Origin of the sequence: Ochrobactrum sp. Q0168 (genome assembly GCF_016427605.1) — a bacterium.
GTDB lineage: Bacteria > Pseudomonadota > Alphaproteobacteria > Rhizobiales > Rhizobiaceae > Brucella.
The window spans coordinates 17,949-39,136 of the sequence record NZ_JAELXQ010000026.1 but is presented as its reverse complement, the minus strand read 5'-3'; the positions used below and the strand labels follow the sequence as shown (position 1 = coordinate 39,136).

The following is a 21,188-nucleotide window of genomic DNA, read 5'->3' as shown; positions in this document are numbered from 1 at the left end:
TGTAGCAGGTCGTTGCAACACCATAGCGCTCAGGGATTTCGGACCATGATGACCCGGTGCGAAACCGCCACAGAATACCATTGAGCACCATGCGATCATCAACGCGGGGCACGCCGCGAGGTTTGCATGGCAACAGCGGCGCAATAATCGACCATTCCCGTTCTGTCAGTTCATAGCGACGACGTGACATCAAATACCTCGTGTTACGAGGCGTTTGAATCACTAATTCATTCAAATAGCTAGGCTATTTATGAGTATACGACCTAATTCAGGGGCAGAGGCGCAGATTCCTGCCTGTAATCAGCTATCGCTTACTTGCTGCCGGGATTTTACCGGACTGTTGACGTGACCAATTCATGAGAGGAGATGAACTATGGCCAAGGAAAAAAATCTCGAAGATCTATTCCACGATACCCTCAAGGACATCTACTATGCGGAACGCAAAATTCTGAAGGCCCTTCCAAAAATGAAGCGTGCGGCGCAGTCTGAAGATTTTGAAAGCGGCTTTCGAAAAGCACCGTGAACAAACTGAAGGCCACGTCGAACGTCTCGTCCAAGTGTTCGAAATCATGGGCAAGACGGCGAGGGGCAAAACTTGCGATGCGATCGAGGGAATTATTTCTGAAGGAGGCGACGAGATCATGGAGGAATTCAAGGATACGGCTGCACTCGATGCCGGGCTTATCTCGTCCGCACAAGCGGTCGAACATTACGAAATCACACGTTATGGGACATTGAAGCGTTGCGCGACGGAGCTTGGCATGACTGATGCCGCAAAACTGCTCGACCAGACGCTGCAAGAAGAATCCAAGACGGACAGTGATCTAACAAAACTTGCGGATGCATCAGCCAACCAACGCGCCAAGGCGGCGTGATGATGAGTCAAGGGTGCCACTCGGCACCCTTTTCATTTGAATATAGATTGCGAGTGAAAGGGAGCAGCCATGTCAGCCAGCAGGAAGGCCGCAGACGGGCGGAAGTCACTTAAGATTCATGACCAAAGCTCGACGTAGGTGGAGGCGGAGATGCTCATCAGATTGCGAGCGGCGATACTGCGGTCATGACAACCTCTCAAGGCGGGCCGGTATCAGACGATCTGAATACGCTTAAGATCGGCAGTTCCGGTCCGACACTGATCGAAGACTTCCATTTTCGGGAAAAGATTTTTCATTTTGATCATGAGCGTATACCATAACGCGTGGTCCACGCACGCGGCTACGGGGCTCATGGCTATTTCGAGATGACAAAATCCCTCAGCGCGTATACGCGCACCGACATTTAGCCAGGCGCGTCATGTCTATCCGAGTCAGACGGGGACGGAGCAAAAGCATATCGCGATGGCGCTGACCTTCGAACTGTCGAAGGTGGAAAGGCCCGTGATCCGCGAGCGTGTGGTGTCTCACCTTATCAACATCAATGCGAATCTGGCGGAAACGGTCGCCGGCAAACTCGGCATCCGCAACGTGCCGAAAGCAGCGGATACGATGGTGCCCGTGGGTGACGATCTTGCTCCGTCACCTGCGCTTAGCATTATTGAGAACGGGCCCAGCAGCTTCAAGGGCAGAAAGATCGGAGTGCTTGTTGCCGGTGGCACCGATGCGCAGGTGCTCAAGGGTATCCGCCACGCCGCAGAAAAGGAAGGCGCAATGGTGGAACTGGTAGCGCCGACACTTGGAGGTTTCGAAGCTTCCAGTGGAGAATGGATGGAGGCCAACCATATGATTGACGGCGGTCCATCTGTATTGTTCGATGCTGTAGCCCTTGTGTTGTCAGAAGAAGCGGCCAACCAGCTCGTCGGCGAGTCTACGGCGCGGGACTTTGTTGCCGATGCGTTCGCGCACTGCAAGTTCATCGGTTTTACCGCAGGCGCAATGCCGCTGCTTGCCACCACCGGCATCGAACCCGAATTGGACGATGGGCTTATTCCCCTCGACAATGGAAAGGCAGCGACGAAATTTGTTGCAACGTGCCGCAAGCTCCGGCTATGGGCGAGGGAAAATGCCGTCAAACTTTGATTTTACGGTCCACGAATGAGGCGAAGAGAAGTTTCGAAATTTATGGCGGTCCGGGCGAAGCCGGGGCTGCCCGTGGCGGAAGTGATAGAGTGTAGGCGCTGACACTCTGATCGTGGTCCTCTCATCCACTTTCTACGCGCGATGCGTATGGCGTAACTTGGCGGTTAAACCGCCCTCTGAACCTCACGGCAGGTTCAGAGTTACGAATGGCCATTCCCGAATGCGGAAGAATGCCGCAAACTTATGCTGATTTCCCGGCACGTTTTTCTATCTCGTCGCGAAGCCTTTCCAGCTCCTTTAGAGGCAAATGCTCGATGCCAATCACGTCCTCGCGGGCATTCTTCACAGCATGCAGAATTTCGTCGAGCTTCGCTTGCAGAGCACAGGAATCGCGATTTTGCGAGTTCTGGATAAGGAAGACCATCAGGAAAGTGATGATTGTTGTGGATGTGTTCACGATCAGCTGCCATGTGTCAGAGTAGCCGAAAAACGGACCTGACAATGCCCATGCTGCGATAAAGAGAATAGCGACTACAAATGTGTATTGATTGCCCGCTGCCGAAGCGGCTCTTTCACTGAACTTGGCGAAGATTTTTTCCATTAGAATCATCCTGCTGTTGACTGGAAAATAAACTTCGCAATGGCAGTTTTGTTGCCAGAATCTGGCATACATAAATCAAATTCTGATTTTGACAGGTTAACTAGCTAACCCGAGGCGAGATTCACGACCATTACGGTAAGATGCTGGAATGGCATTATTGATCGGATCTGGTTCAACAGTCTATTTGCCGACCTTTCGGCTCTTCGCAATTTGATAGGAAGGCCACCGGCAAAACATCCCCGCGAGCGTGTAAGCCGCAGTGCATATGACAGGCAAACGGGACGTTATGTTTTTTTGGGAACAAGCACGCTTATTTCGACACCATTGGCGAGCCAGTTGCGTTGCACGCTGGCGTTAAGGGCGCTCGCGAGAGCGGACTCAAGTCGGGTCCCAAACCCCTCAGAATCGGATTCCTTTTGTTCAGTTCGCACGGTTTCAGACCAAAGCAGCGTGAACGCATCCGGGTTTTCCCAGACCGTAACACTCAAACTGCCAGAAGACGTTGAAAGCGCCCCATGCTTGGCTGCGTTGGTCGCGAACTCATGAAGCAACAGGGATAAACTGCTCAACTGCTTTCCAGAGACAGTAGGATCGGCCCCGGTCACAGTAATATTCTGTTGGTCATAAGGTTCGAGTATGGTGTTGAGGAGCGCGTGAAGAGAAATTTCCGCTTCCCCCGCATCTCCCCAGTTGGGCATAGTAAGTGCGTGAGCTCTCGCCAGGGAAGACAATCTGGCTTGCAGGCGCTGACGCAATTCGTCTGCGGTTTTCGCCCCGCGACCGCTCAATGAGACGATCGCACTCGCAAGCGCAAAAAGGTTCTTGATTCGATGATTCATCTCGCCCATTAGGAGATGCTGCTGTTCCTGGGTTCGGCGTCGCTCTGTGATATCGCGAGCTATTTTCGACGCTCCGATAATCTGGCCTGACGCGTCCCGAATGGGAGAGATGGTCAGGGAAATATCAAAAAGCGATCCGTCTTTTTTCTTTCGAACAGTCTCAAAATGATCGACCCGGTTTCCCGCCCGAATTTGTGCTAAGATTGCAGGTTCTTCTTGAAGTCGATCTTTTGGAATAAGGATAGTGATCGGCTTCCCTATTATTTCGTCAGGTTCGTATCCGAAAAGTCGCTGGGCACCCCTGTTCCAGGTTTTTACGTTGCCGTTGAGATCCTTGCTGATGATAGCGTCATCAGAACCATCGATGATAGCGGCCAACCAGTCACGGGGGTCGAGATCCGTATCATAAAAACTCGTTTGCCACGCATAGGAACCAGAATAGGAATGTACGGGCAACAAGATTTTGGCCGGCTGATCCATGTTTTCGTCATTCATTGCGCCACCCCCGGTTTACTGAATTGAGCCATCAGCACGGCGATTTTTGAGCGACAATCATAGATGTTTTCATCAATTTATTGCAATCCGCAAATATCTTGTGTGAGATTGGTATTTGCCGCCTTCGCTGCCGGTTTTCACCATTGGGCCGCCCGTACCGGTCTCGGACCACTCATTTTCTATCGGCGGTTTGGTCTTCGGCTGGTCGGCGGATCCTATGGCGGGAGGCTTCCATGAAACACGACCCGAAAACCGGTACGACAGACCAGAAGCCGAAATGGGAAGGCCCGCCTGAAAACCGGCCTCGTGGTTACGAACCTGCTGAAGACGATCCAGCAAAGAAGCGCGATGCCGCCGGGCACAATCTCGCTGACCCGGACCGCCAAAATCTTTACGATGCGCTGAGTGAACCCAAACACGCAAAGAGAAGGCAGGCAGATAATGAGCGTAGCTTCCCCTTTCCCCTTAAAGCCACCGCGCTACCGCTACCTTGAAGCGAAGCAGCAACCACCCCCCCCCTCATCGACCGACAAGATGTTACATTGCGTCGATATGCATCCTGTCTATCTTGATGTGCAGACGGAGTATATGCGGTTGAGCGAGTTCACCATCGAACCAGGTGTCACATGGCGCGAGAGCGAGAACGATTAGTGGCTCACACTCAGAACCAAAATTCTCGATGCGGATATTTTTATTATCGGCACGCCGATCTGGCTCGGACAACATAGGGCGCGGCGGTCAAGGTGCTGATGTCACACCGGTTATGATGCAGCTTCCACTTCTCGCGGCAATTTCAGGAATGCCTGCCTTGTTCAATCACCGTCTTGCGAACATGCTCGCTGATTGCCTGTCAGAATCTATTTTTTAGCATCTGAATTATGCAGTGAAACCTTACAGTCGGAACTTGCAATTTAAGCCAAACAGCCGAACATATGTGGCTGTCGAAGGCATCATGGCCCGTTCCAGTGATGGTTTAGTTTTCTCAATAACTGGGACAGCCGCAACCACGAGCTAAGAATTAGCCCCTTTATCGGCTTTACCCGAAAGTCCTGCTCTTTTGCGCATATCATTTAATACCCGCGCGCATAAAGCTCTGAACGAACTGGCGCTGGAACAGCAAAAAGCCGATCAGCAGAGGTGCCGACGTCATCAATGCAGCAGCCGAGATAATACTCCACTGCACACCCTGATCCGGCGAGGAAAATACCTGTAGCCCAACCGTCAGTGGACGGGTGGAAACCGAATTGGTAATGACCAACGGCCAAAGCAAATTGTTCCAGTGATAGCTTACTGACACCAGACCGTAGGCGACATAGATCGGTTTAGCCAATGGCACATAGACTTTAAGAAGCGTGGTGAGTGCCCCTGCCCCTTCAACACGCGCTGCGTCATCCAGTTCCTTCGGCACGGTCAGGAAGGTCTGACGCAAAAGGAAAATACCGAAGGCCGATGCCATATAAGGCAGCCCCATAGCCACAACTGTATCCACCAGACCAAGCTTCGCAATGGTGCGGTAGTTTTCGACCAGCAGCACTTCCGGCATGATCATCAGCTGTACCAATACCAGCATAAAGACAATCGTCTTGCCGCGGAATTCATAGCGAGCAAAAGCATAGGCCGCCAGCGTGCAGATAATGAATTGGCTGAACAGTATCGTGGTGATCAGCAGGAATGTGTTGAGGAAATAACGCCCGAAAGGTGCGGCATTCCACGCATTGCTGAAGTTCTCCAGTGTCACCGGAGCGAAGAGATCAAACCGAGCTTCATATTGCGCTGGATGAAACGCCATCCACACGGCATAGAGCAAAGGCAGGATCCAGAGCAGCCCCAGCAGGTAACATCCCACGGTTTCAAGGCTTCGCCAAAACGAGAATTCGCGTGGCTGATGCGGTAATGTCATTGCACTCATTTGTAATGCACCTTGCGGTCAAGAACCCCGAACTGGACGAAGGCGATAAGAGCAAGCGCCAGCAGCAGCAAAACCGTCAAAGCTGATGCGTAGGCCGTATCCCAGAAACGGAATGCAACATTGTAAACATAGTAGAGCAGCAGAGTGCTGGCATTGTCCGGCCCGCCACGGGTCATGACAATCACATGGTCGATCAGGCGGAACGCATTGATCACCGCATTGATCAGCACAAACAAAGTGGTTGGCATCAATAGTGGAAACGTCACACGGCGGAAGAAGTACCAGCGTCCCGTGCCTTCAAGCACTGCCGCTTCGGACAGGCTCGGGCTGATCTGCTGTAATGCCGCCAGATAGAAGATCATGAAGAAACCGGCTTCCTTCCATATGGCCAACACCATCAGACTGCCAAGCACGGTATCGGGATTACCCAGCCAGTTGGTTTCATGGAAACCTAACAGTCCCAGAAACTGATCGATCAAACCATAGCCGGGCGTGTAGAAAAACAGCCAGATATTGGCGACTGCAATCATCGGCAGCACGGTCGGCATGAAGAACGACATCCGCATCAGCGAGCGACCGCGAATGGACGAATTCACGATGATCGCCATCAGCATGGCCAATGCTATGGATGCAGGTACAGTGCCGAGCGCGTAGATAGCGTTATTCTTGAGGGCCGCCCAGAATACCGGATCGCTGATCATTGTCGTATAATGATCAACGCCGACAAAGCGAGGCGGACGCTTGCCGCGCGGCGTCTGGTAGAAGCTGTTGATGAACGTCATGACGGCTGGAATATGCGTAAACACTGCCAGCAAGACAGTGGCCGGCAACAGCAGAAGCCATGGTGTTATCTGGTTTTTCGCCTGGTTCACGCGAGTTCTCCAGCCTTCTTGCGATCATGTGAACCGGCTCTGCCGGGCACACGTCGCATTGTCATTCTTGCACGATAAAGAGCTTCGTATGGACGAGCCGTACGAAGCTCTGATGCCAACCTATTACTGGTAGGGCTTGAGGATACGCTCGGCCTCGGCCTGCGCATCGTCGAGAGCTTGTTTAACGCTCTTATTGCCCGTCAGCGACGCCTCGATCGCATCGTCGATCACGCGTGCGACGCGCTGATTTTCATAGGTTGAAAGTTCCGGCACCATGTAAGGAATCTGGTCATGCGGCACCTTTGCGCCGGGGAATTCCTCAACATATTTCTTCATGGCTTCCGTTTGCCAAGCATCATCACGGGCAGCGATATAGCCGGTCTTGATGCTCCATTCGGCAGCCTGATCCGCAGAGGAGAGCCATTTCACGAACTGAAATGCCGCCGCCTGCTTTGCCTTATCTTCAACGTTGAAAATATACGCATTGCCGCCGCTGGTCGGTGCACCATAGGCTTCGTTTTTTGGCAGGGTCTGCACGCCGAACGGGAAAGGCGCATTGGTTTTCACATTGGTGAGATTGCCGCTGGTGGTGGTGATCATAGCGGCGCGACCTTCGAAGAAGTCTTTTGGATTGGTCGCCCATTCGATCACGCCGGGTTTCATCACCTTGTGCTTATGGGCTAGATCAACCCAATATTGCATCGCCTCGACAACTTCAGGCGCGTTGAAATAAGTGGTTTTCCCATCCGGCTCGGCAAGTTTGCCGCCATTCTGCGCAACATATCCCTGCAGCAACCAGTAGGAGGTCAGCGACGACGGCACCTGCATGCCCCAGCGCGCAACGCTTCCATCAGCAGAACGCTTGGTCAACTTTGTTGCGAAGTCGACAACTTCTTTCCAGTCCTGTGGGCCTTTTTCTGGATCAAGACCAACTTCCTTGAAGGCATCCTTGTTCCAGAAGAAAACGGTGGTGCCGCGTTGGAACGGCACGCCCCATGTCTTGTCTTCGCTCTTGCTGTTGACCATGAAAACCGGCGTGAAGCCTGCAAGCCATGCCTTGTCATCGTCGGTCTTGGCCAGATCCTCATAAGGAACGATGGCATCTTCATCGATCAACGTGAACATGTCGGTAGAGAGCATGACCGCGACTTCAGGCGCCTGACCGGATTTGAAAGCCGTCAACGATTTGCTCAGGGTTTCCGGATAGGTGCCGGAGTAGATCGGCTTTACCTTGATATCCGGATGCTGCCCTTCAAAACGGGTGATCAGATCATCCACGATTTTGGTGACCGGACCGCCGATAGCGACCGGATAGTAAAAGCTGATTTCGACGGGTTCTGCCTGGGCTGCTCCCCAACCACCCACGACGGTCAGCATAGCTGATGTGGCCAAGAGCGTTACAGATCGTTTTACCTGCAAATTCATTGTTCTCTCCTCCCAAGGGATGATCGTTCCCCGATCATTTTCTGGTTAAACGGCTAAGGCCGTGCGCTCGACGCGATGTCCTTCCGCCTCATCAAACACATGCACCGCAGATTGCGCCCATGTCAGACCAACGGTATCGCCGCGATTGAGGCGACGAACGCCTTCAATGCGCACTTGCAAAGACTGATCGCCCACGCGGCATTCGAGAATGCTGTCCGCACCGTGATATTCGATGGCTTCGATAGAGGCTTTCACACGCCCCTCCTCCGCCACACGGATTTCCTCGGGGCGCAATCCCAGTAAAAGTCCCCGGGCAGGATCGCTCAAAATCGCCGGTCCATTTGGGGCGCCACTGATAGCGGCCTTGCCGTCGTAATCGGCCATACGGATGATGTTCATTGGTGGCGTCCCGATAAAACGGGCAACGAACGTGGTGGCGGGCTCCAGATAGAGTTCGGAAGGCTTTGCCTTCTGCTCAATCTTCCCACCCTTCATCAGAATAACCTGATCGGCAAGGCTCATGGCCTCGATCTGATCATGGGTCACGTAAATCATGGTCATACCGAGTTGCTGCTGCAAGTTACGGATTTCCTTGCGCATATCGTGGCGCAGCTGCGCATCGAGATTTGAAAGCGGTTCGTCCATCAAGCACACTGAAGCTTCTGCGACGATGGCGCGCCCCAGAGCAACACGCTGCTGCTGACCGCCAGAGAGCTGCGACGGGCGCCGATCCAGCAGATGCGACAGACCCAGAATATCGGCAGCGCGCTTCAAACGCTGGTCACGCTCACCGGCAGACACTTTGCGCACACGCAGGCCGAAAATAATGTTCTCTGCAACGGTTAAGTGAGGAAACAGGGCATAGGACTGAAACACCATCGCCAGACTCCGCTTCGCGGGCGGCGCGTTGGTGACGTCTTTGCCACCGATGATGATCTGGCCCGAGGTCACAGAATCCAGCCCGGCGATCAGACGCAGAGAGGTGGATTTACCGCAACCCGAAGGCCCAAGCAGCACAGTCAGCGTGCCGGGCTCAACGGTAAAGTTCACATCATTGACCGCGTGGAATGTCGTCCACTTCTTGTTGAGATTGACGATCTCAATTCCCGACAATCGCGTCCCCTCCCAATACTTATATCTGCCTTTGAAACCGCATCGGCACAAAAACAGCTCCCGACAGGCAACACTTTGGGACTAACCCAAGGAACCAGTCTCCATCCGCAAAAAAATTATTGAACTTTTTATTCGCAGTCAATACTTTTGTACAAAATGAGTTTCTTTGTATTGGGACTCATTCATTATGGGAGCGAACATGTCCAGATTCAGCATATTACAGATTTCAGATACTCACCTTTCGCCGCGAACTGACCATTTCCGCGAGAACAATCGCCTGCTCGCCGAACCATTGGCGGAATCAAATCATGACTTCATCATCCACACGGGCGATGTGACCCTGGACGGGATTCGTTATGACGAGGATTATGCGTTCTGCCGGGATTTCTTTAAGGAATCCGACAAAACTATCCATTTTCTTGCTGGCAATCATGACGTGGGCGACAATCCAAACCTTTCCAAGCCGGAAAGTGAAAATGGCAGCGCCATCAATGCCGCGCGCTATGGGAGATTTGCAGATTATTTTGGCGCCGACCGCTGGGTTATCGATCAAGGCAATTGGCGAATCATCGGTATAAGCTCGATGCTGATTGGTTCCGGCCTGCCGCAAGAAGCCGAACAATATGACTGGATAGACCAACAGATCGCGTCATCTGGTGACCGTTACCTCGCCGTATTCTCGCATCAGCCGATTTACATCGATAATACGGACAGCACCGAGCTGACCTATTGGACTGTCGATCCAAAGGGTTGGGGTCGCCTTGAGGGTCTGATCAACCATCCAAAGCTGCGGCTAATCGCCAGCGGCCACCTGCATCAGCAGCGCTCATCCAAGCGCGGCAATGTGCATCTGGAATGGTGCTCATCGATTGCGTTTACGACAACGGAAGAGCTTGTTCCGGAAATGGGTGGCACTCGCGAAGTCGGCTATATGGAACATCACTTCTCTGATGAGGGTCACGTTGAAAGCAAGGTGCTAAAGCACGACGGTTTCGCCAATGATCACCTCGAAGACATGATCAAGGTGGTTTACCCGCTGATCGGTGGCTAAACTCTTGAAAGGCCCGAAACCGGCCGTCTTTAAACAAACACACCCCCCGTTAGCAGAGGCTAACGGGGGTGTGTTTTTACGCGCCACCGATATCAAGCAGGCTTGTGTCCGGTCACCGATGCCGGCACTTTCGAATGGCCAAACCAGTTGGGGTTGGTCACGCTGGCCTTTCCTGCGTCAATCAACGCATTCTCATCGTTGCCGTTGGATTTGTAATCACGATCCGCTAATGGCTGAATGTGAACTGAATTCTCCGTTTCTTCGAAAAGATTCACATATTTCAGGTTCTTGTCGCGGCCGATTTCAGCCATTTCCAATGCGGCGGGCAGTTTGCGCGGCAAATTGACGTTCAGCCAGTGACCGTCATGCGCCCAATCGCTTCTGGTTTCCCAGAAATTGCGAATATGACTGGCAAGCCACGCCAGAGCATCTGCATCGAACGCCTCACAATCACGCGGCGCGGAAAAAGCAACCGAAGCAATGCCGTTCAGCGCGCCTTCGCGGGCAACTGCCATCGTCCCGGAATAGGACACATCCTCGGCCACATTGCGTCCGGCATTGATACCCGACAAAACGAGATCCGGCGTTTGCTGATCACGGAATACCCAGTGAATTGCAGCGATCACGCAATCCACCGGCGTACCCGTGCAGGCGTAACGCTTGTCTGCAAGCTTGTTGACCGAAAACCCAGCCGTGAGAGACACACAATGTCCGTTTGCACTGCGATTTCCATCCGGTGCGATGATCCACACATCATCACTCAAAAGACGCGCGGCTTTCTCAAGCACCGCAATGCCGGGAGCATCAATACCGTCGTCGTTTGAAATCAGAATTCGCATTTCCCACCTCTTGAAAACCCCTCTCCCAGCAGGAGAGTCTCCGCAATTTACGTGGCAACATATGATTTATTTGTACATTCTTTTCAACCACAATATTTTTGTTCATTTATGTTTTCAAACAATTCTTGACGTAAAGGTAATTATCGCATCATTATCGCACGCAAATGAGATAGTGAGCCTTCTTGGAAGAAAGACGCAAAAGGTAGAATAATGGCCCGCAGCACAAAGCCGAAAACCAAGTTTCAGGCAGATCAGGACGAGCTGAAACTACGTGCCGCGTGGCTCTATTATATTGAAGGGCTGACGCAGGAGCAGGTTGCGCAGAATCTGGATATCAGCCGGATCAAGGCTTTCCGGCTACTGGCTGCCACGCGCGACGAGGGCATCGTCCAGATTTCTCTGAATTCCCATGCCGAGCCGCTCATCCGTTTGCAACGTGCGCTGGAAAAACACCTCGGGCTGTTTGAAGCCATTGTCGTGCCCTCTTCCGATCAATCCGAAGCCAGTATCTCCGCCGTGATCGGCCACGCCACCGGACGTTATCTTTCAGATCGCCTGCAAGACGGGCTGACAGTCGGCGTTGGCTGGGGTGCAACGTTGCAGGCTTGTATGAGCCATCTGAAGTGGCGTGAAATCAATGACCTGTCGGTTATCTCCCTGCTCGGCGGGTTGACACATTCGATGGCTGATAATCCATCAGCTGTCGCATGGCGGCTGGCTGAGTTTTACAAGACGGAACTCTTCCAGATCACCGCCCCCGTCTTCGTGCCTCATGTGGCTCTGGCAAAGGAACTGTGGGAAATCCAGGAACTGAAAGCACTGAGAAGCAAAGTTTCCGACATAGATCTCGCAGTTTTGAGTGTGGCGGATGTCAGCAAACAGGCATCGATTTTCCGTCGCGGTTTGCTGACAGCACAAGATGCCGAGAGCCTGCAGGCAGCTGGCGCAGTTGGCGATGTGTTGTGCCAATTCGTTGATGAGGCCGGTGAAATTGTCGATCATCCGATTAACAAACGCGCCATGGCCATCAACCCAACGGAACTGCGCAAAGTGCCAAAGGTGATCATCTCGGCAGGCGGCATTCGCAAAGCAAAAATCATCCGCGCCAGCATCATGACCACCCGGGCTCAAGTGCTTATAACAGATGAAGCCACAGCACAGGAATTGCTGTCACTGAAGAGCATGATCTGATTGTCGAGGACAGCAGATATGACGGCTCTGTTACATTAACCCACATCTGAACATGACCCGGCCTTTAGTGGCTTTGTCGCGCCGATTTCAGCCACGCGATTTCGCGCCACACGGTGTTGGCGGTTTGGCGTAACTCATGGTGATCGGTGGCGTTGATTTTGTTGCGAGGCAAGTAATGCAAGTTGTAAATGAGATCATGGATCGGCGTGACTGCTTGCACATGTCGTGCCGCTTCGAAGCACTTCATAAGGATCTGTTGCAAACGTTTGATCAATGAAGGGCGTGATAGCAACGTTAGTCACCTATCAGAAAACGCATCTGTCGATGACACTTGAACGGCTCGCCTTGATGGGAAACGAGCCTCTGAATCCCGCCATTGGGAGATGTGCTGATTGCCAGTCAGAACATGCCGGCGCGTTCAGCGCCTGCGATGTCTTGCGATACCCGGCTTACGCCCCTTCAAAAAGTCACCGCCACTTCCGGCCTCCGGATTGAATTGCCGGTGAGCAATTCTGGTTGCATATCACATACCATCTCCCGGGGCGCGCCAGGCCAGTACACCCCGTTAACGAAATCAGGCTTCCGGTCGGGGAGCGCGGAGAATTCCAGCTCGCCAGCACTGACGTCGTTCATTCCTTCTGGACACCATCGCTGGATGGGAAAATAGATATAATCCTTGGTCACGAAAACCACTCCTTGGTTGAATATCATTCCGGGACCTATCCACTTGAGTGATTGAAGTCTGGCAATATGGGCTCTGTTGCCAGCCAATGTCGAATTAAATACACGCTATGCACAGGGGACTGATTATGAACCCACTCCACCTTATTTTCTAAATTTTGCAGTGACGCGCCATCATTTCGGCGACATCTTCCCGCCCCTCTTCGCGCAGTTTTTTGATCGCAGCACGCATATCTGCCGACCGTTCGTCCTGTCCAAGCTTGAACTTGATCTCCATCTTCTCAATCTGCATTTCGTAGCCTACGATATTGGGCAGACGCCACTCCAGACCACCGGGACCGAGTTCCTTCATCTGCCACGGCTTGTCACGACCCTTTTCCATATGCTTGACGAGCTCGTGGAGATGTTTGGCGGTCGCTGCTTCCGACAGGATTTTGGGCGCGCCATGGATATGAGCAACCATAAAGCTCCAGGTCGGTGCGCTGTCCCTTTCCGGATAACCGGGATACCATGACGATGATACATAATGACCAGCATCCATCAGGATTGCGATTGATGGCAGGCCGCGTTTCAAAAACTCAACATGATCGTTGGATGCAGCAACATGCGAGACCAGCGTGCCGTTTTCGCCGCGTGTCCGATCCATCATGAAGACGGGGTGCGATATAGCAAGGCCTCCCTCATGGCTGGTGATCAAAGTACCAAGCACCGTTCTATCAACGAGATCGAAAACCTCGGTCGTATCGGACGGCTGGAAATAGGGCTTTGTATAGAGCATCGCTTGTCTCTTGATTTCAGGCGTGAATAGCGGGCAGTCGATCAGACCATGGACACATGGCTTCCAACTGACCTGCTAGTTGGAATAGCGGATTTTCGGCCCCATAAGGAGCAATGAACTGGCTGCCGATTGGCAAACCATCAGACGTTTCGTGAAGTGGGACACTCATCGCAGGCAAGCCAGCAGCGTTGACCGGATGGGTGAAGGTTGTCAGCTCCAGAAACTGCCGGGCAAACCCTTTCCAGTCGGGTGAGCGCACGTCGAGCATCCCAAGCGGAAATGATCCAACCGGCATGACCGGGCTTAACACCACATCGCATTCTTCAAACAGACGACCAAAACTGCGCGCCGTACTGTTTGCGGTCAAACGCGCTTGAATAACCTCTGTCGCAGCCAAGCTATCGCCGTAAGCGGCCAATCCCAGATTTGAAGGTTCAAAATAAAGTTCATTGGCAGGCTTTGCCATTGTCGCGGCAACATCTGCCACTTCAATTGCGGTGTAAACGGCGATCAGTTTTTGTACGGCACCCGCAAGCTCAACGCCGTCAAAATCAGGCTTCACCCGAACAACGTTATGTCCGAGCCGTTCGCACAAAGCAATCGTCGCCTCAAGTGCTGCGACTGTCTGCTCATCCAGATCATGACGCAGATCAGACTCCTGCCAGACACCAATACGAAGTTTCCGCGGCGCCATTCTGACACTGTTGACGAACAGATCCGTCTTGTCCGGGGCCGCGTACAGCGAACCCGGTTCAAGCGCGTCTGTCAGATCAAGCATCATTGCGGAATCGCGAACCGAGCGCGTCAGCACATGATGGCTGACCATTCCGCCCCAGTTTTCTGTTGAGACCGGACCGCATGGGACTCGCCCGCGCGACGGACGCAGCCCGAAAAGCCCGCCACAAGATGCCGGGATACGGATCGAGCCTGCTCCGTCATTGCCATAGGCCACAGGCACCATGCGCGCGGCAACGGCAGCTGCCGCCCCCCCGGAAGAACCGCCAATGCTGCGTGTAACATCCCAGGGATTGAGTGCTGGACCATGAAGCGAAGATTCCGTTGCGATATTGCAGGAAAACTCCGGCAAATTGGTTTTACCCACCACCACCAGACCAGCGGATTTGTAGCGTTTGACGAGTTCATGATCGCGCTGCGAGATATTTCCCTCTGCCGCACGACATCCAAAGGACATTGCTGCACCGACATAGGAAGGGCAATCATCCTTCAACAAAACCGGAACACCGCTAAGCAGACCCTCTGGCAGCGATTTAAGCTGTTCTTCCGCTTGATCGCGCATCTCGTAGATCACAGCATTCAGCTTAGGATTGCACCGATCAATCGCTGCAAATGCCTCATGAACAGCCTCATGCGGCGACAGAATTTTTGCGCGAATGGCCTCTCTCAGACCGACAGCGTCGGTCCGGGTGTAGTCAAAGGATGTAGACGTCATGGGGTTATCCCAATGCTAAGCTCGCGAAGCGGAGCGTTTTACTGTGCCTTGCTGATCGTCCAGAAGCGAAGCGTATCACCAGCCCAGCCCTTGAAATCGTTCACTTTTGGACCGGCAGCTGTGATCGATGGCAAGTTTACCAGACCAAGGATCGGAACCTGCTCACCCATCAATGTGTTGAGCTCGTTGAAGAGCTTCTTGCGTACTTCGACGTCGCTTTTCGCAGAAACCTGCTTGAGAAGGTCTTCCGCCTTGGCATCGTCCCACTGGCGTGCGGCATCAGCCTTCTTGTCACCGATCATCGACTGGAAAGATAACAGCGGATCAAGGCGGGCTGAATAAGCGAAAACGGCAAGTTCATAGGCGCCACGACGATACTGATCGAGCTGGGTCGCCCAATCGCGCACTTCGAGCTGCGCATTGATGCCGGAGGCTGCAAGGAATGCCTGAACAATCGTGGCAACCTGCACGCGGTTCTGGCGGTTGGCGACCAGAAGGCTGATCGGTTCGCCCTTATATCCTGCCTTGGTCAGCAGCTCCTGCGCTTTGGCTGGATCGTATGCAGGCCAGGCAGCCGCCTGATTATCCGAATAGATGGTGTTTGGTGCAATGACCGACGGGTTTGGTGCATAAATGCCCTCACCAATCGCCGTTGCCAGCTGGCTAAGATCGATGGCGTGAGCAATCGCCTGACGCATCTGCGGATCCTTCAACTTATCGGAAGTGGACTGAATTTGAAGCACCATCCATGAAGGCGTCTGCTGTACATTGACCTTCATGCCCTTCGCTTCCAGATCCTTGACACCGGTTGGCTCCACTTCATCGATGAAGTCGATCTCACCGGAAAGCAGACCATTTGTGCGCGTGCTGGGATCTGGAACAGTCATGAACTGAATGGTCTTTACATGGCCTTTCTTGTTCCCTCCCAGACCGTCGAGATCACCGGGCAGAGCCGAATAATCATCGAAACGGGTCAGGTCCAGATAACGGCCACGCTCCCATTTGGAAAAAGCATAGGGACCTGTACCAATCGGCTTTACAAATTTGCCATCCGCATCAACGGATTCCGGGCTCAATATCCAAGGGGTACACTGGATGGTAGCCATGGTGATGACAAAGTTTGGCGCAGGAGTTGCGAAGCTGAAGCGCACCGTGTTGTCATCAACAGCCTCGACCGTCTTCAACTCGGAATCGACCTTGCCATTATAGCGATTGACGCATTGAAACGCTGTATCCGGCTTGAGATAACGCTCGAAATTCCAGACGACATCCTTGGCGGTCAGGTCTTTGCCATTCTGGAACTTGACGCCTTTTCGTAGCTTGAATTCATAAACCGTATGATCGGCATTCGAGGTCCAGCTCTCAGCCAGCATTGGCTTTATGGCGAGATCGTCGCCATAAGCGACCAGACCTTCGGCAATATGGGCAACAACCATATCGGCATTGGCATCGCGATTGACGCCCGGATTGATGCTCGCAACATCAGAGTGAATGGCGACGCGCAAGGTCTCATCGTCTGCAGCATGTGCTTGGAAGGATGTGGCGCTGAGACCAAGAAGCGCCATGCTGAGTGCAGAGCGGATTGAAATTAGATTGAACATTTTGGTTTCCCCTTTTTGTTTTTGATTTTGCGGTATGGTCAACTTTGTGACCTCAGCACGTCCGCGAAAAATGCTTCGACCGGCTCCAGCACTTTGAAAGGCTCATGAGCCACGCCCGGCACCCTGTCCCTGCGAACCGCGATGCGATGCGCTTCAAACGACTTGGCCAGTGCTTCAATGCGGTCGATCCGGCAATCGCCCTGAAGATCGGCGCCGTCCATCCAGAAGGCGCTGTCACGCGGGATGGCGATTTCCCAAGTCGCGGTATCTTCCTCACCGATCACTGTATGAACGCTCACAGCCTTCATCGCTTCAAGATCAATGCGGCAGCCAAAACATGCTTCAACATCGCGAACGCCAACCCACCAGTCATAATCGGAATTGAGCAGAGTAACGACGCCCGGTGCTCCGATAGAGAGGGCCTTCAGCCTATGAGGATGCAGCATGAAAAAGCGCTGGCAGAACTGCCCGCCGCCCGAAAAGCCGTACATGATGGCGCGATTGCTTTTGAGGCGATACTTGGCAGCCACTTCGTCGATCATCGATAGCAGAATATGGTCAAAGCGAATGCCGTGAAACTCGATGCGCTTGTAGTTGGCAAGATCGCCCTGCACGACGATGCCCGCAGGAAACAGCGGCGCCAGAACAATGCAGCGGTTCTCTCGCGCAAAATTTGCAAAGTGATCGCGGTACTGTGCCGATGTCCGCCCCGTCCCGTGAATGATGACGATCAGTTCGTGCGTCTCGGTGCCGTCTTCATCATAGTCCTCGGGGACGTAAAGGCAGTAACTGAAACGCTGATCGAACTGACTTGCAAAAAACGTGGTCGCTCCGAAATCGTAGAAGCTGAGTTTTTTGCCATGGCCCTGCCGTTTAGTAGCGGGCTTTTCTTCAGTTATGGACATGACCGCCCTCCTCTCCAGACTTCGTATTTGCACTATCGCCGCGCCATTTGAGTTTGACGCCGCCCTCACCCGTCAGTTCGAGCATTGGAATGGCTAACAGAAGACGGCGGGTATAGTCGTTCTGCGGCGCGTCAAAAATCTCGTCGCGCGTTCCCTGCTCTATAATGCGACCGTCATTCATCACGACCACACGATCGGCAATTTGCTCAACCACGCCCAGATCATGGGTAATGAACAGGCAACCGAAGCCATAGCTCTGCTGCAGCTTGGCGAAGAGATCGAGAACCTGCGCACGCACCGTTACGTCAAGCGCCGAGACTGCTTCATCCGCAATGACAAAAGCGGGACGGCGAACGAGCGCACGCGCAATCGCCACACGCTGACGCTGACCACCCGACATTTCATGCGCATAACGATTAGCATAATCTCCACCGAGGCCAACGTCCCCCAGTGTTTCGCGAACACGATCCACTTTCTGGCCGGACGAAAGCTCTTTCGAGAAGCGCAGCGCCTCACCGACCAACTCGCCCACTTTCATACGCGGATCGAGTGATGAATAAGGGTCCTGAAACACCATCTGCGTGTGATAACGATAATCCTGATATTGGGATGAACGCCTCTCGAGAGGCTGTCCCTTGAACAGCAACTTCCCTTCGCTCGGCTTGATTAGTCCAGCCATCACGCGCGCGGCCGTGGTCTTGCCCGAACCGGAGCCGCCAACCACGGCAACAACCTCGTTGGGCAGAACATCAATCGTAACCCCATGCAGAGCACGTTTGCCGCCAGCTTTCTTGAACCAGCCACCCCGGCCTTCAAAATCGACAACAAGATCGTGCACGCTGATCAGCGGATCAGCCTTTGGAACCACGCGCGCAGGCCCACGAACCGGTAATGTCGAAAGCAATTTGCGGGTGTAATCATGCCGGGGCTTTGCCAGAACATACGCGGTATCGCCCGTTTCAACCACTTCACCATGGCGCATCACAACCACACGTTTGGAATAGCGCGCAATCATTGGAAGATCGTGACTGATCAGCAAAACGGTCGTGCCACGTTCCCGCGTGAGATCGACCAGCAACTCCATAACCTCGCGCTGGATAACCGCATCAAGCGCAGTGGTCGGCTCGTCCGCGATCAGCAGATCAGGCTTCATGAGCATCGCGCAGGCGATCATGATGCGCTGGCGCATTCCGCCTGAGAACTCATGTGGGAACGCCTCAATCGCCCGATCAGGATCGGCAATACCAACACGCAACAACATGGCTCTGATCCAGTCGGCATGTTGTGCCTTCTCGGCTGGAAAGTGCAGTTCAAGTCCTTCTTCAAGCTGCCGCCCGATAGTCAGTGACGGGGTAAGCGAAGTCATCGGCTCCTGAAAGATCATGGCAATGCCATCGCCACGCAGCCCGCGCAAAGCGGTCGGCGACATCGTTGACACGTTCTGTCCCTTGAAGCGGATCGCACCATGACTTGTTTTAATGGACGCCGGAACCAGCCCCATGACCGCCCGCGCGAGCATGGTTTTTCCAGAGCCGGATTCACCGACGATGCCGAGAATTTCGCCAGCTTTTATGGAGAAGGAAGCGCGCTTGACGATCTCCAGCGCACTGTCGCCAACACGCAGGCTTACATCGTCGATTTCAAGCAAGGGTGCGGAAGTCATGAGCGCTTCCTCATGCGTGGGTCGAGGCGATCGCGCAACGCGTCACCTAGAAGATTAATACCAAGCAGCGACAGCGAAATTGCAAGGCCGGGGAAGATACCAAGCCAAACGCCCTGCTCAATGAAATTGCGGCTTCCCGCCAGCATATTGCCCCAAGTCGGCGCTGGCGGCGGCACACCCAGACCCAGAAAGCTAAGCGAGCTTTCCGCGAGAATTGCCCAGCCGCACATGGACGTTGCCATGACCAGAACAGGCGCCAGACAGTTGGGCAGAATATGGCGCACCATCGTATAGATTTCCGAGTTTCCCATGACGCGGGAGGCCTCAACGAACTCCCGTTCACGCAGGCTCAAAACCGTGCCACGGACCACGCGGATCACCGAAGACATATAGGCCAGAGCAAGTGCTAAGATGATGCCATTCTTGTTGGCACCAAAGACGGCCAGCAAACCAAGCGCCATCAATATGCCAGGGAATGCCAGCAAAGCATCATTGACCATCATCAACAGCCGGTCGAACCAGCCACGCAAGAAGCCGCTGACCGCCCCGATAAGCACTCCGCCGAGGGTGGCGAGAGAGACTGTGAACACGCTGATTGAAACACTGGCCGATGCGCCTCTCATAAGACGGCTCAGCTGGTCGCGCCCAAATTCATCCGTACCCAGCCAATGCGCAGCACTTGGCGGCGCAAGACGCGCGGCAAAGTCGAGGGCCAGCGGGTTGTAAGGCGTCCAGAAGGAACCTACCACCGCTATCGTGAGAAGCGTTGCGGTCAGGGTTCCGCCAATAATCGCGTTGAGAGAGAGATTTTTCATTTCGCCGTCACCTTCGGGTCGAAGAACGGATAGAGAAGGTCCACGATCAGATTGACCAGCACATAAACACAGGCTGTGAACAGCAAGCAGCCCTGAATGACGGGATAATCGCGAGCAAAGATCGCCTCAACCAGAAGCCTGCCAAGTCCGGGAATCGTGAAAACCGTTTCCACAACTGCAATACCACCAAGCAGATTGCCAAGGATCAGCCCCAACAATGTCCAGGTCGGGCCAAACGCATTACGGAAAGCATGACGCCACATCACGGTTGCTTCCGACAGTCCCTTGGCGCGGGCATGGGCGATGTAATCCAGATTCAGCACTTCAAGCGTCGAGGCGCGCGCCATACGTAAAATGACGCCGATTTCATGCAGAAACAGTGTGGTGATCGGCAAAACCAGATAAAGAAACGCTTTCCATGGGTTCTCACCAAAGCTGACATAGCCGACAATCGGCAACCAGCCGAGCTTGAGGCCAAAGGCCAACAACAGCAGCAAGCCCATCCAGAATGTCGGAACCGAAAGCAGCAAGGTGGCACAGGTCACAAGCGTCAGATCGGTCAGGCTGTTCTGCTTCCAGGCTGCGATCATTCCAAGCGGAACAGCGACAAGCGTAGAAAGCGCCACCGCTGACAAGACGATACGCGCACTGACCGAAAAGCGCTCCAGAACCAGCGAAAGAACCGGCTGCTGGTTGGCAATGGAGACACCGAGATCACCATTCAGAACATTGCCTCCCCAGATCAGAAACTGGGTAAAGACGCTGTGATTGAGGCCCAGCTGCTCGCGCAGCGCGGCCAGCGTCGCAGCATCCGCAGAATCGCCCAGCATCAGGGCTGCAGGATCGCCCGGTATCAGCCGGACAATCACAAACACAGCCACTGCCACGATCAGCAATGTTGGAATGGCCATGCCTATTCTGGAAAGCGCAAAGCGCAGCATTTCT

20 protein-coding genes and 2 pseudogenes are annotated in these 21,188 nt (G+C 53.6%); 7 read left to right on the top strand and 15 right to left on the bottom strand.

What is annotated here, in order from left to right:
* On the bottom strand, nucleotides 1–190 hold a 190-nt coding region (locus JAU75_RS23075), incomplete at its 3' end, for a transposase (protein ID WP_199058794.1).
* A gap of 183 nt (nucleotides 191–373) precedes the next feature.
* On the opposite strand from JAU75_RS23075, the pseudogene JAU75_RS23070 reads away from it, so the two are divergent.
* The 3 genes and pseudogenes from JAU75_RS23070 (at nucleotide 374) to JAU75_RS24155 (ending at nucleotide 2,015) form a co-directional block, all read left to right on the top strand.
* Nucleotides 374–875, top strand: a pseudogene (locus JAU75_RS23070) (ferritin-like domain-containing protein).
* 185 nt (nucleotides 876–1,060) lie between these two features.
* Nucleotides 1,061–1,282 (top strand): annotated as a pseudogene (locus JAU75_RS24165) (catalase).
* Nucleotides 1,263–2,015 (top strand): catalase-related domain-containing protein, encoded by a 753-nt coding sequence (locus tag JAU75_RS24155; protein ID WP_371836236.1) that lies wholly within the window; start codon nucleotides 1,263–1,265, stop codon nucleotides 2,013–2,015. Before JAU75_RS24165 ends, JAU75_RS24155 begins: the two are co-directional and overlap by 20 nt.
* 241 nt (nucleotides 2,016–2,256) lie before the next feature.
* Here the strand turns inward: JAU75_RS24155 and JAU75_RS23060 are convergent, their stop codons facing one another.
* Together JAU75_RS23060 and JAU75_RS23055 are read right to left on the bottom strand one after the other, a co-directional pair.
* A complete protein-coding gene (locus JAU75_RS23060; protein WP_199058815.1) occupies nucleotides 2,257–2,616 on the bottom strand; it encodes a low affinity iron permease family protein in 360 nt (119 codons plus the stop codon).
* A 284-nt stretch (nucleotides 2,617–2,900) separates the two neighbouring features.
* Nucleotides 2,901–3,950: a PAS domain S-box protein gene (locus JAU75_RS23055; RefSeq protein ID WP_247880600.1), complete on the bottom strand. Its 1,050-nt coding sequence runs from the start codon at nucleotides 3,948–3,950 to the stop codon at nucleotides 2,901–2,903.
* A gap of 233 nt (nucleotides 3,951–4,183) precedes the next feature.
* On the opposite strand from JAU75_RS23055, the gene JAU75_RS23050 reads away from it, so the two are divergent.
* Nucleotides 4,184–4,444, top strand: a complete 261-nt coding sequence (locus JAU75_RS23050; protein ID WP_199058820.1) for a hypothetical protein — start codon at nucleotides 4,184–4,186, stop codon at nucleotides 4,442–4,444.
* A gap of 572 nt (nucleotides 4,445–5,016) precedes the next feature.
* On the opposite strand, the gene JAU75_RS23045 is transcribed toward JAU75_RS23050, so the two are convergent.
* The 4 genes from JAU75_RS23045 to JAU75_RS23030 all read right to left on the bottom strand — a co-directional run bounded on the left by JAU75_RS23045 (nucleotide 5,017) and on the right by JAU75_RS23030 (nucleotide 9,269).
* The gene (locus JAU75_RS23045) at nucleotides 5,017–5,859 is read right to left on the bottom strand and encodes a carbohydrate ABC transporter permease (RefSeq protein ID WP_151661615.1); all 843 of its coding nucleotides are present in this window, start codon (nucleotides 5,857–5,859) and stop codon (nucleotides 5,017–5,019) included.
* Nucleotides 5,856–6,731: a carbohydrate ABC transporter permease gene (locus JAU75_RS23040; protein ID WP_199058814.1), complete on the bottom strand. Its 876-nt coding sequence runs from the start codon at nucleotides 6,729–6,731 to the stop codon at nucleotides 5,856–5,858. The genes JAU75_RS23045 and JAU75_RS23040 overlap by 4 nt, the downstream gene beginning before the upstream one ends.
* A gap of 123 nt (nucleotides 6,732–6,854) precedes the next feature.
* Entirely contained in the window at nucleotides 6,855–8,156 is a 1,302-nt protein-coding gene (locus tag JAU75_RS23035) for an ABC transporter substrate-binding protein (RefSeq protein WP_151661617.1), read from the bottom strand.
* 45 nt (nucleotides 8,157–8,201) lie between these two features.
* Entirely contained in the window at nucleotides 8,202–9,269 is a 1,068-nt protein-coding gene (locus JAU75_RS23030) for an ABC transporter ATP-binding protein (protein WP_151661618.1), read from the bottom strand.
* 199 nt (nucleotides 9,270–9,468) lie between these two features.
* On the opposite strand from JAU75_RS23030, the gene JAU75_RS23025 reads away from it, so the two are divergent.
* Entirely contained in the window at nucleotides 9,469–10,320 is an 852-nt protein-coding gene (locus JAU75_RS23025) for a metallophosphoesterase (protein ID WP_199058813.1), read from the top strand.
* A gap of 92 nt (nucleotides 10,321–10,412) precedes the next feature.
* On the opposite strand, the gene surE is transcribed toward JAU75_RS23025, so the two are convergent.
* On the bottom strand, nucleotides 10,413–11,159 hold the full coding sequence (gene surE / locus JAU75_RS23020; RefSeq protein ID WP_151661619.1) for a 5'/3'-nucleotidase SurE: 747 nt from the start codon (nucleotides 11,157–11,159) through the stop codon (nucleotides 10,413–10,415).
* Between the two features lie 210 nt (nucleotides 11,160–11,369).
* On the opposite strand from surE, the gene JAU75_RS23015 reads away from it, so the two are divergent.
* Both JAU75_RS23015 and JAU75_RS23010 read left to right on the top strand, forming a co-directional pair.
* A complete protein-coding gene (locus tag JAU75_RS23015; RefSeq protein ID WP_210339391.1) occupies nucleotides 11,370–12,350 on the top strand; it encodes a sugar-binding transcriptional regulator in 981 nt (326 codons plus the stop codon).
* Nucleotides 12,351–12,866: 516 nt separating this feature from the next.
* Nucleotides 12,867–13,085, top strand: coding sequence for a hypothetical protein (locus tag JAU75_RS23010; protein WP_210339390.1), 219 nt, complete (start codon nucleotides 12,867–12,869; stop codon nucleotides 13,083–13,085).
* A gap of 97 nt (nucleotides 13,086–13,182) precedes the next feature.
* Here JAU75_RS23010 and JAU75_RS23005 read toward each other — a convergent pair whose 3' ends face one another.
* From JAU75_RS23005 to JAU75_RS22975, 7 genes are read right to left on the bottom strand one after another with little or no spacing between them, the layout of a single operon-like run.
* Nucleotides 13,183–13,809: an FMN-binding negative transcriptional regulator gene (locus JAU75_RS23005; protein ID WP_199058812.1), complete on the bottom strand. Its 627-nt coding sequence runs from the start codon at nucleotides 13,807–13,809 to the stop codon at nucleotides 13,183–13,185.
* A 16-nt stretch (nucleotides 13,810–13,825) separates the two neighbouring features.
* On the bottom strand, nucleotides 13,826–15,259 hold the full coding sequence (locus tag JAU75_RS23000) for an amidase (protein WP_199058811.1): 1,434 nt from the start codon (nucleotides 15,257–15,259) through the stop codon (nucleotides 13,826–13,828).
* A 38-nt stretch (nucleotides 15,260–15,297) separates the two neighbouring features.
* Nucleotides 15,298–16,860 (bottom strand): ABC transporter substrate-binding protein, encoded by a 1,563-nt coding sequence (locus JAU75_RS22995; RefSeq protein WP_199058810.1) that lies wholly within the window; start codon nucleotides 16,858–16,860, stop codon nucleotides 15,298–15,300.
* A 38-nt stretch (nucleotides 16,861–16,898) separates the two neighbouring features.
* Entirely contained in the window at nucleotides 16,899–17,765 is an 867-nt protein-coding gene (locus JAU75_RS22990; protein ID WP_199058809.1) for an alpha/beta hydrolase, read from the bottom strand.
* On the bottom strand, nucleotides 17,752–19,428 hold the full coding sequence (locus JAU75_RS22985) for an ABC transporter ATP-binding protein (protein ID WP_199058808.1): 1,677 nt from the start codon (nucleotides 19,426–19,428) through the stop codon (nucleotides 17,752–17,754). The genes JAU75_RS22990 and JAU75_RS22985 overlap by 14 nt, the downstream gene beginning before the upstream one ends.
* Nucleotides 19,425–20,243, bottom strand: coding sequence for an ABC transporter permease (locus JAU75_RS22980; protein ID WP_199058807.1), 819 nt, complete (start codon nucleotides 20,241–20,243; stop codon nucleotides 19,425–19,427). Before JAU75_RS22980 ends, JAU75_RS22985 begins: the two co-directional genes overlap by 4 nt.
* Nucleotides 20,240–21,184: an ABC transporter permease gene (locus tag JAU75_RS22975; protein WP_199058806.1), complete on the bottom strand. Its 945-nt coding sequence runs from the start codon at nucleotides 21,182–21,184 to the stop codon at nucleotides 20,240–20,242. Before JAU75_RS22975 ends, JAU75_RS22980 begins: the two co-directional genes overlap by 4 nt.
* Nucleotides 21,185–21,188: the final 4 nt, after the last annotated feature.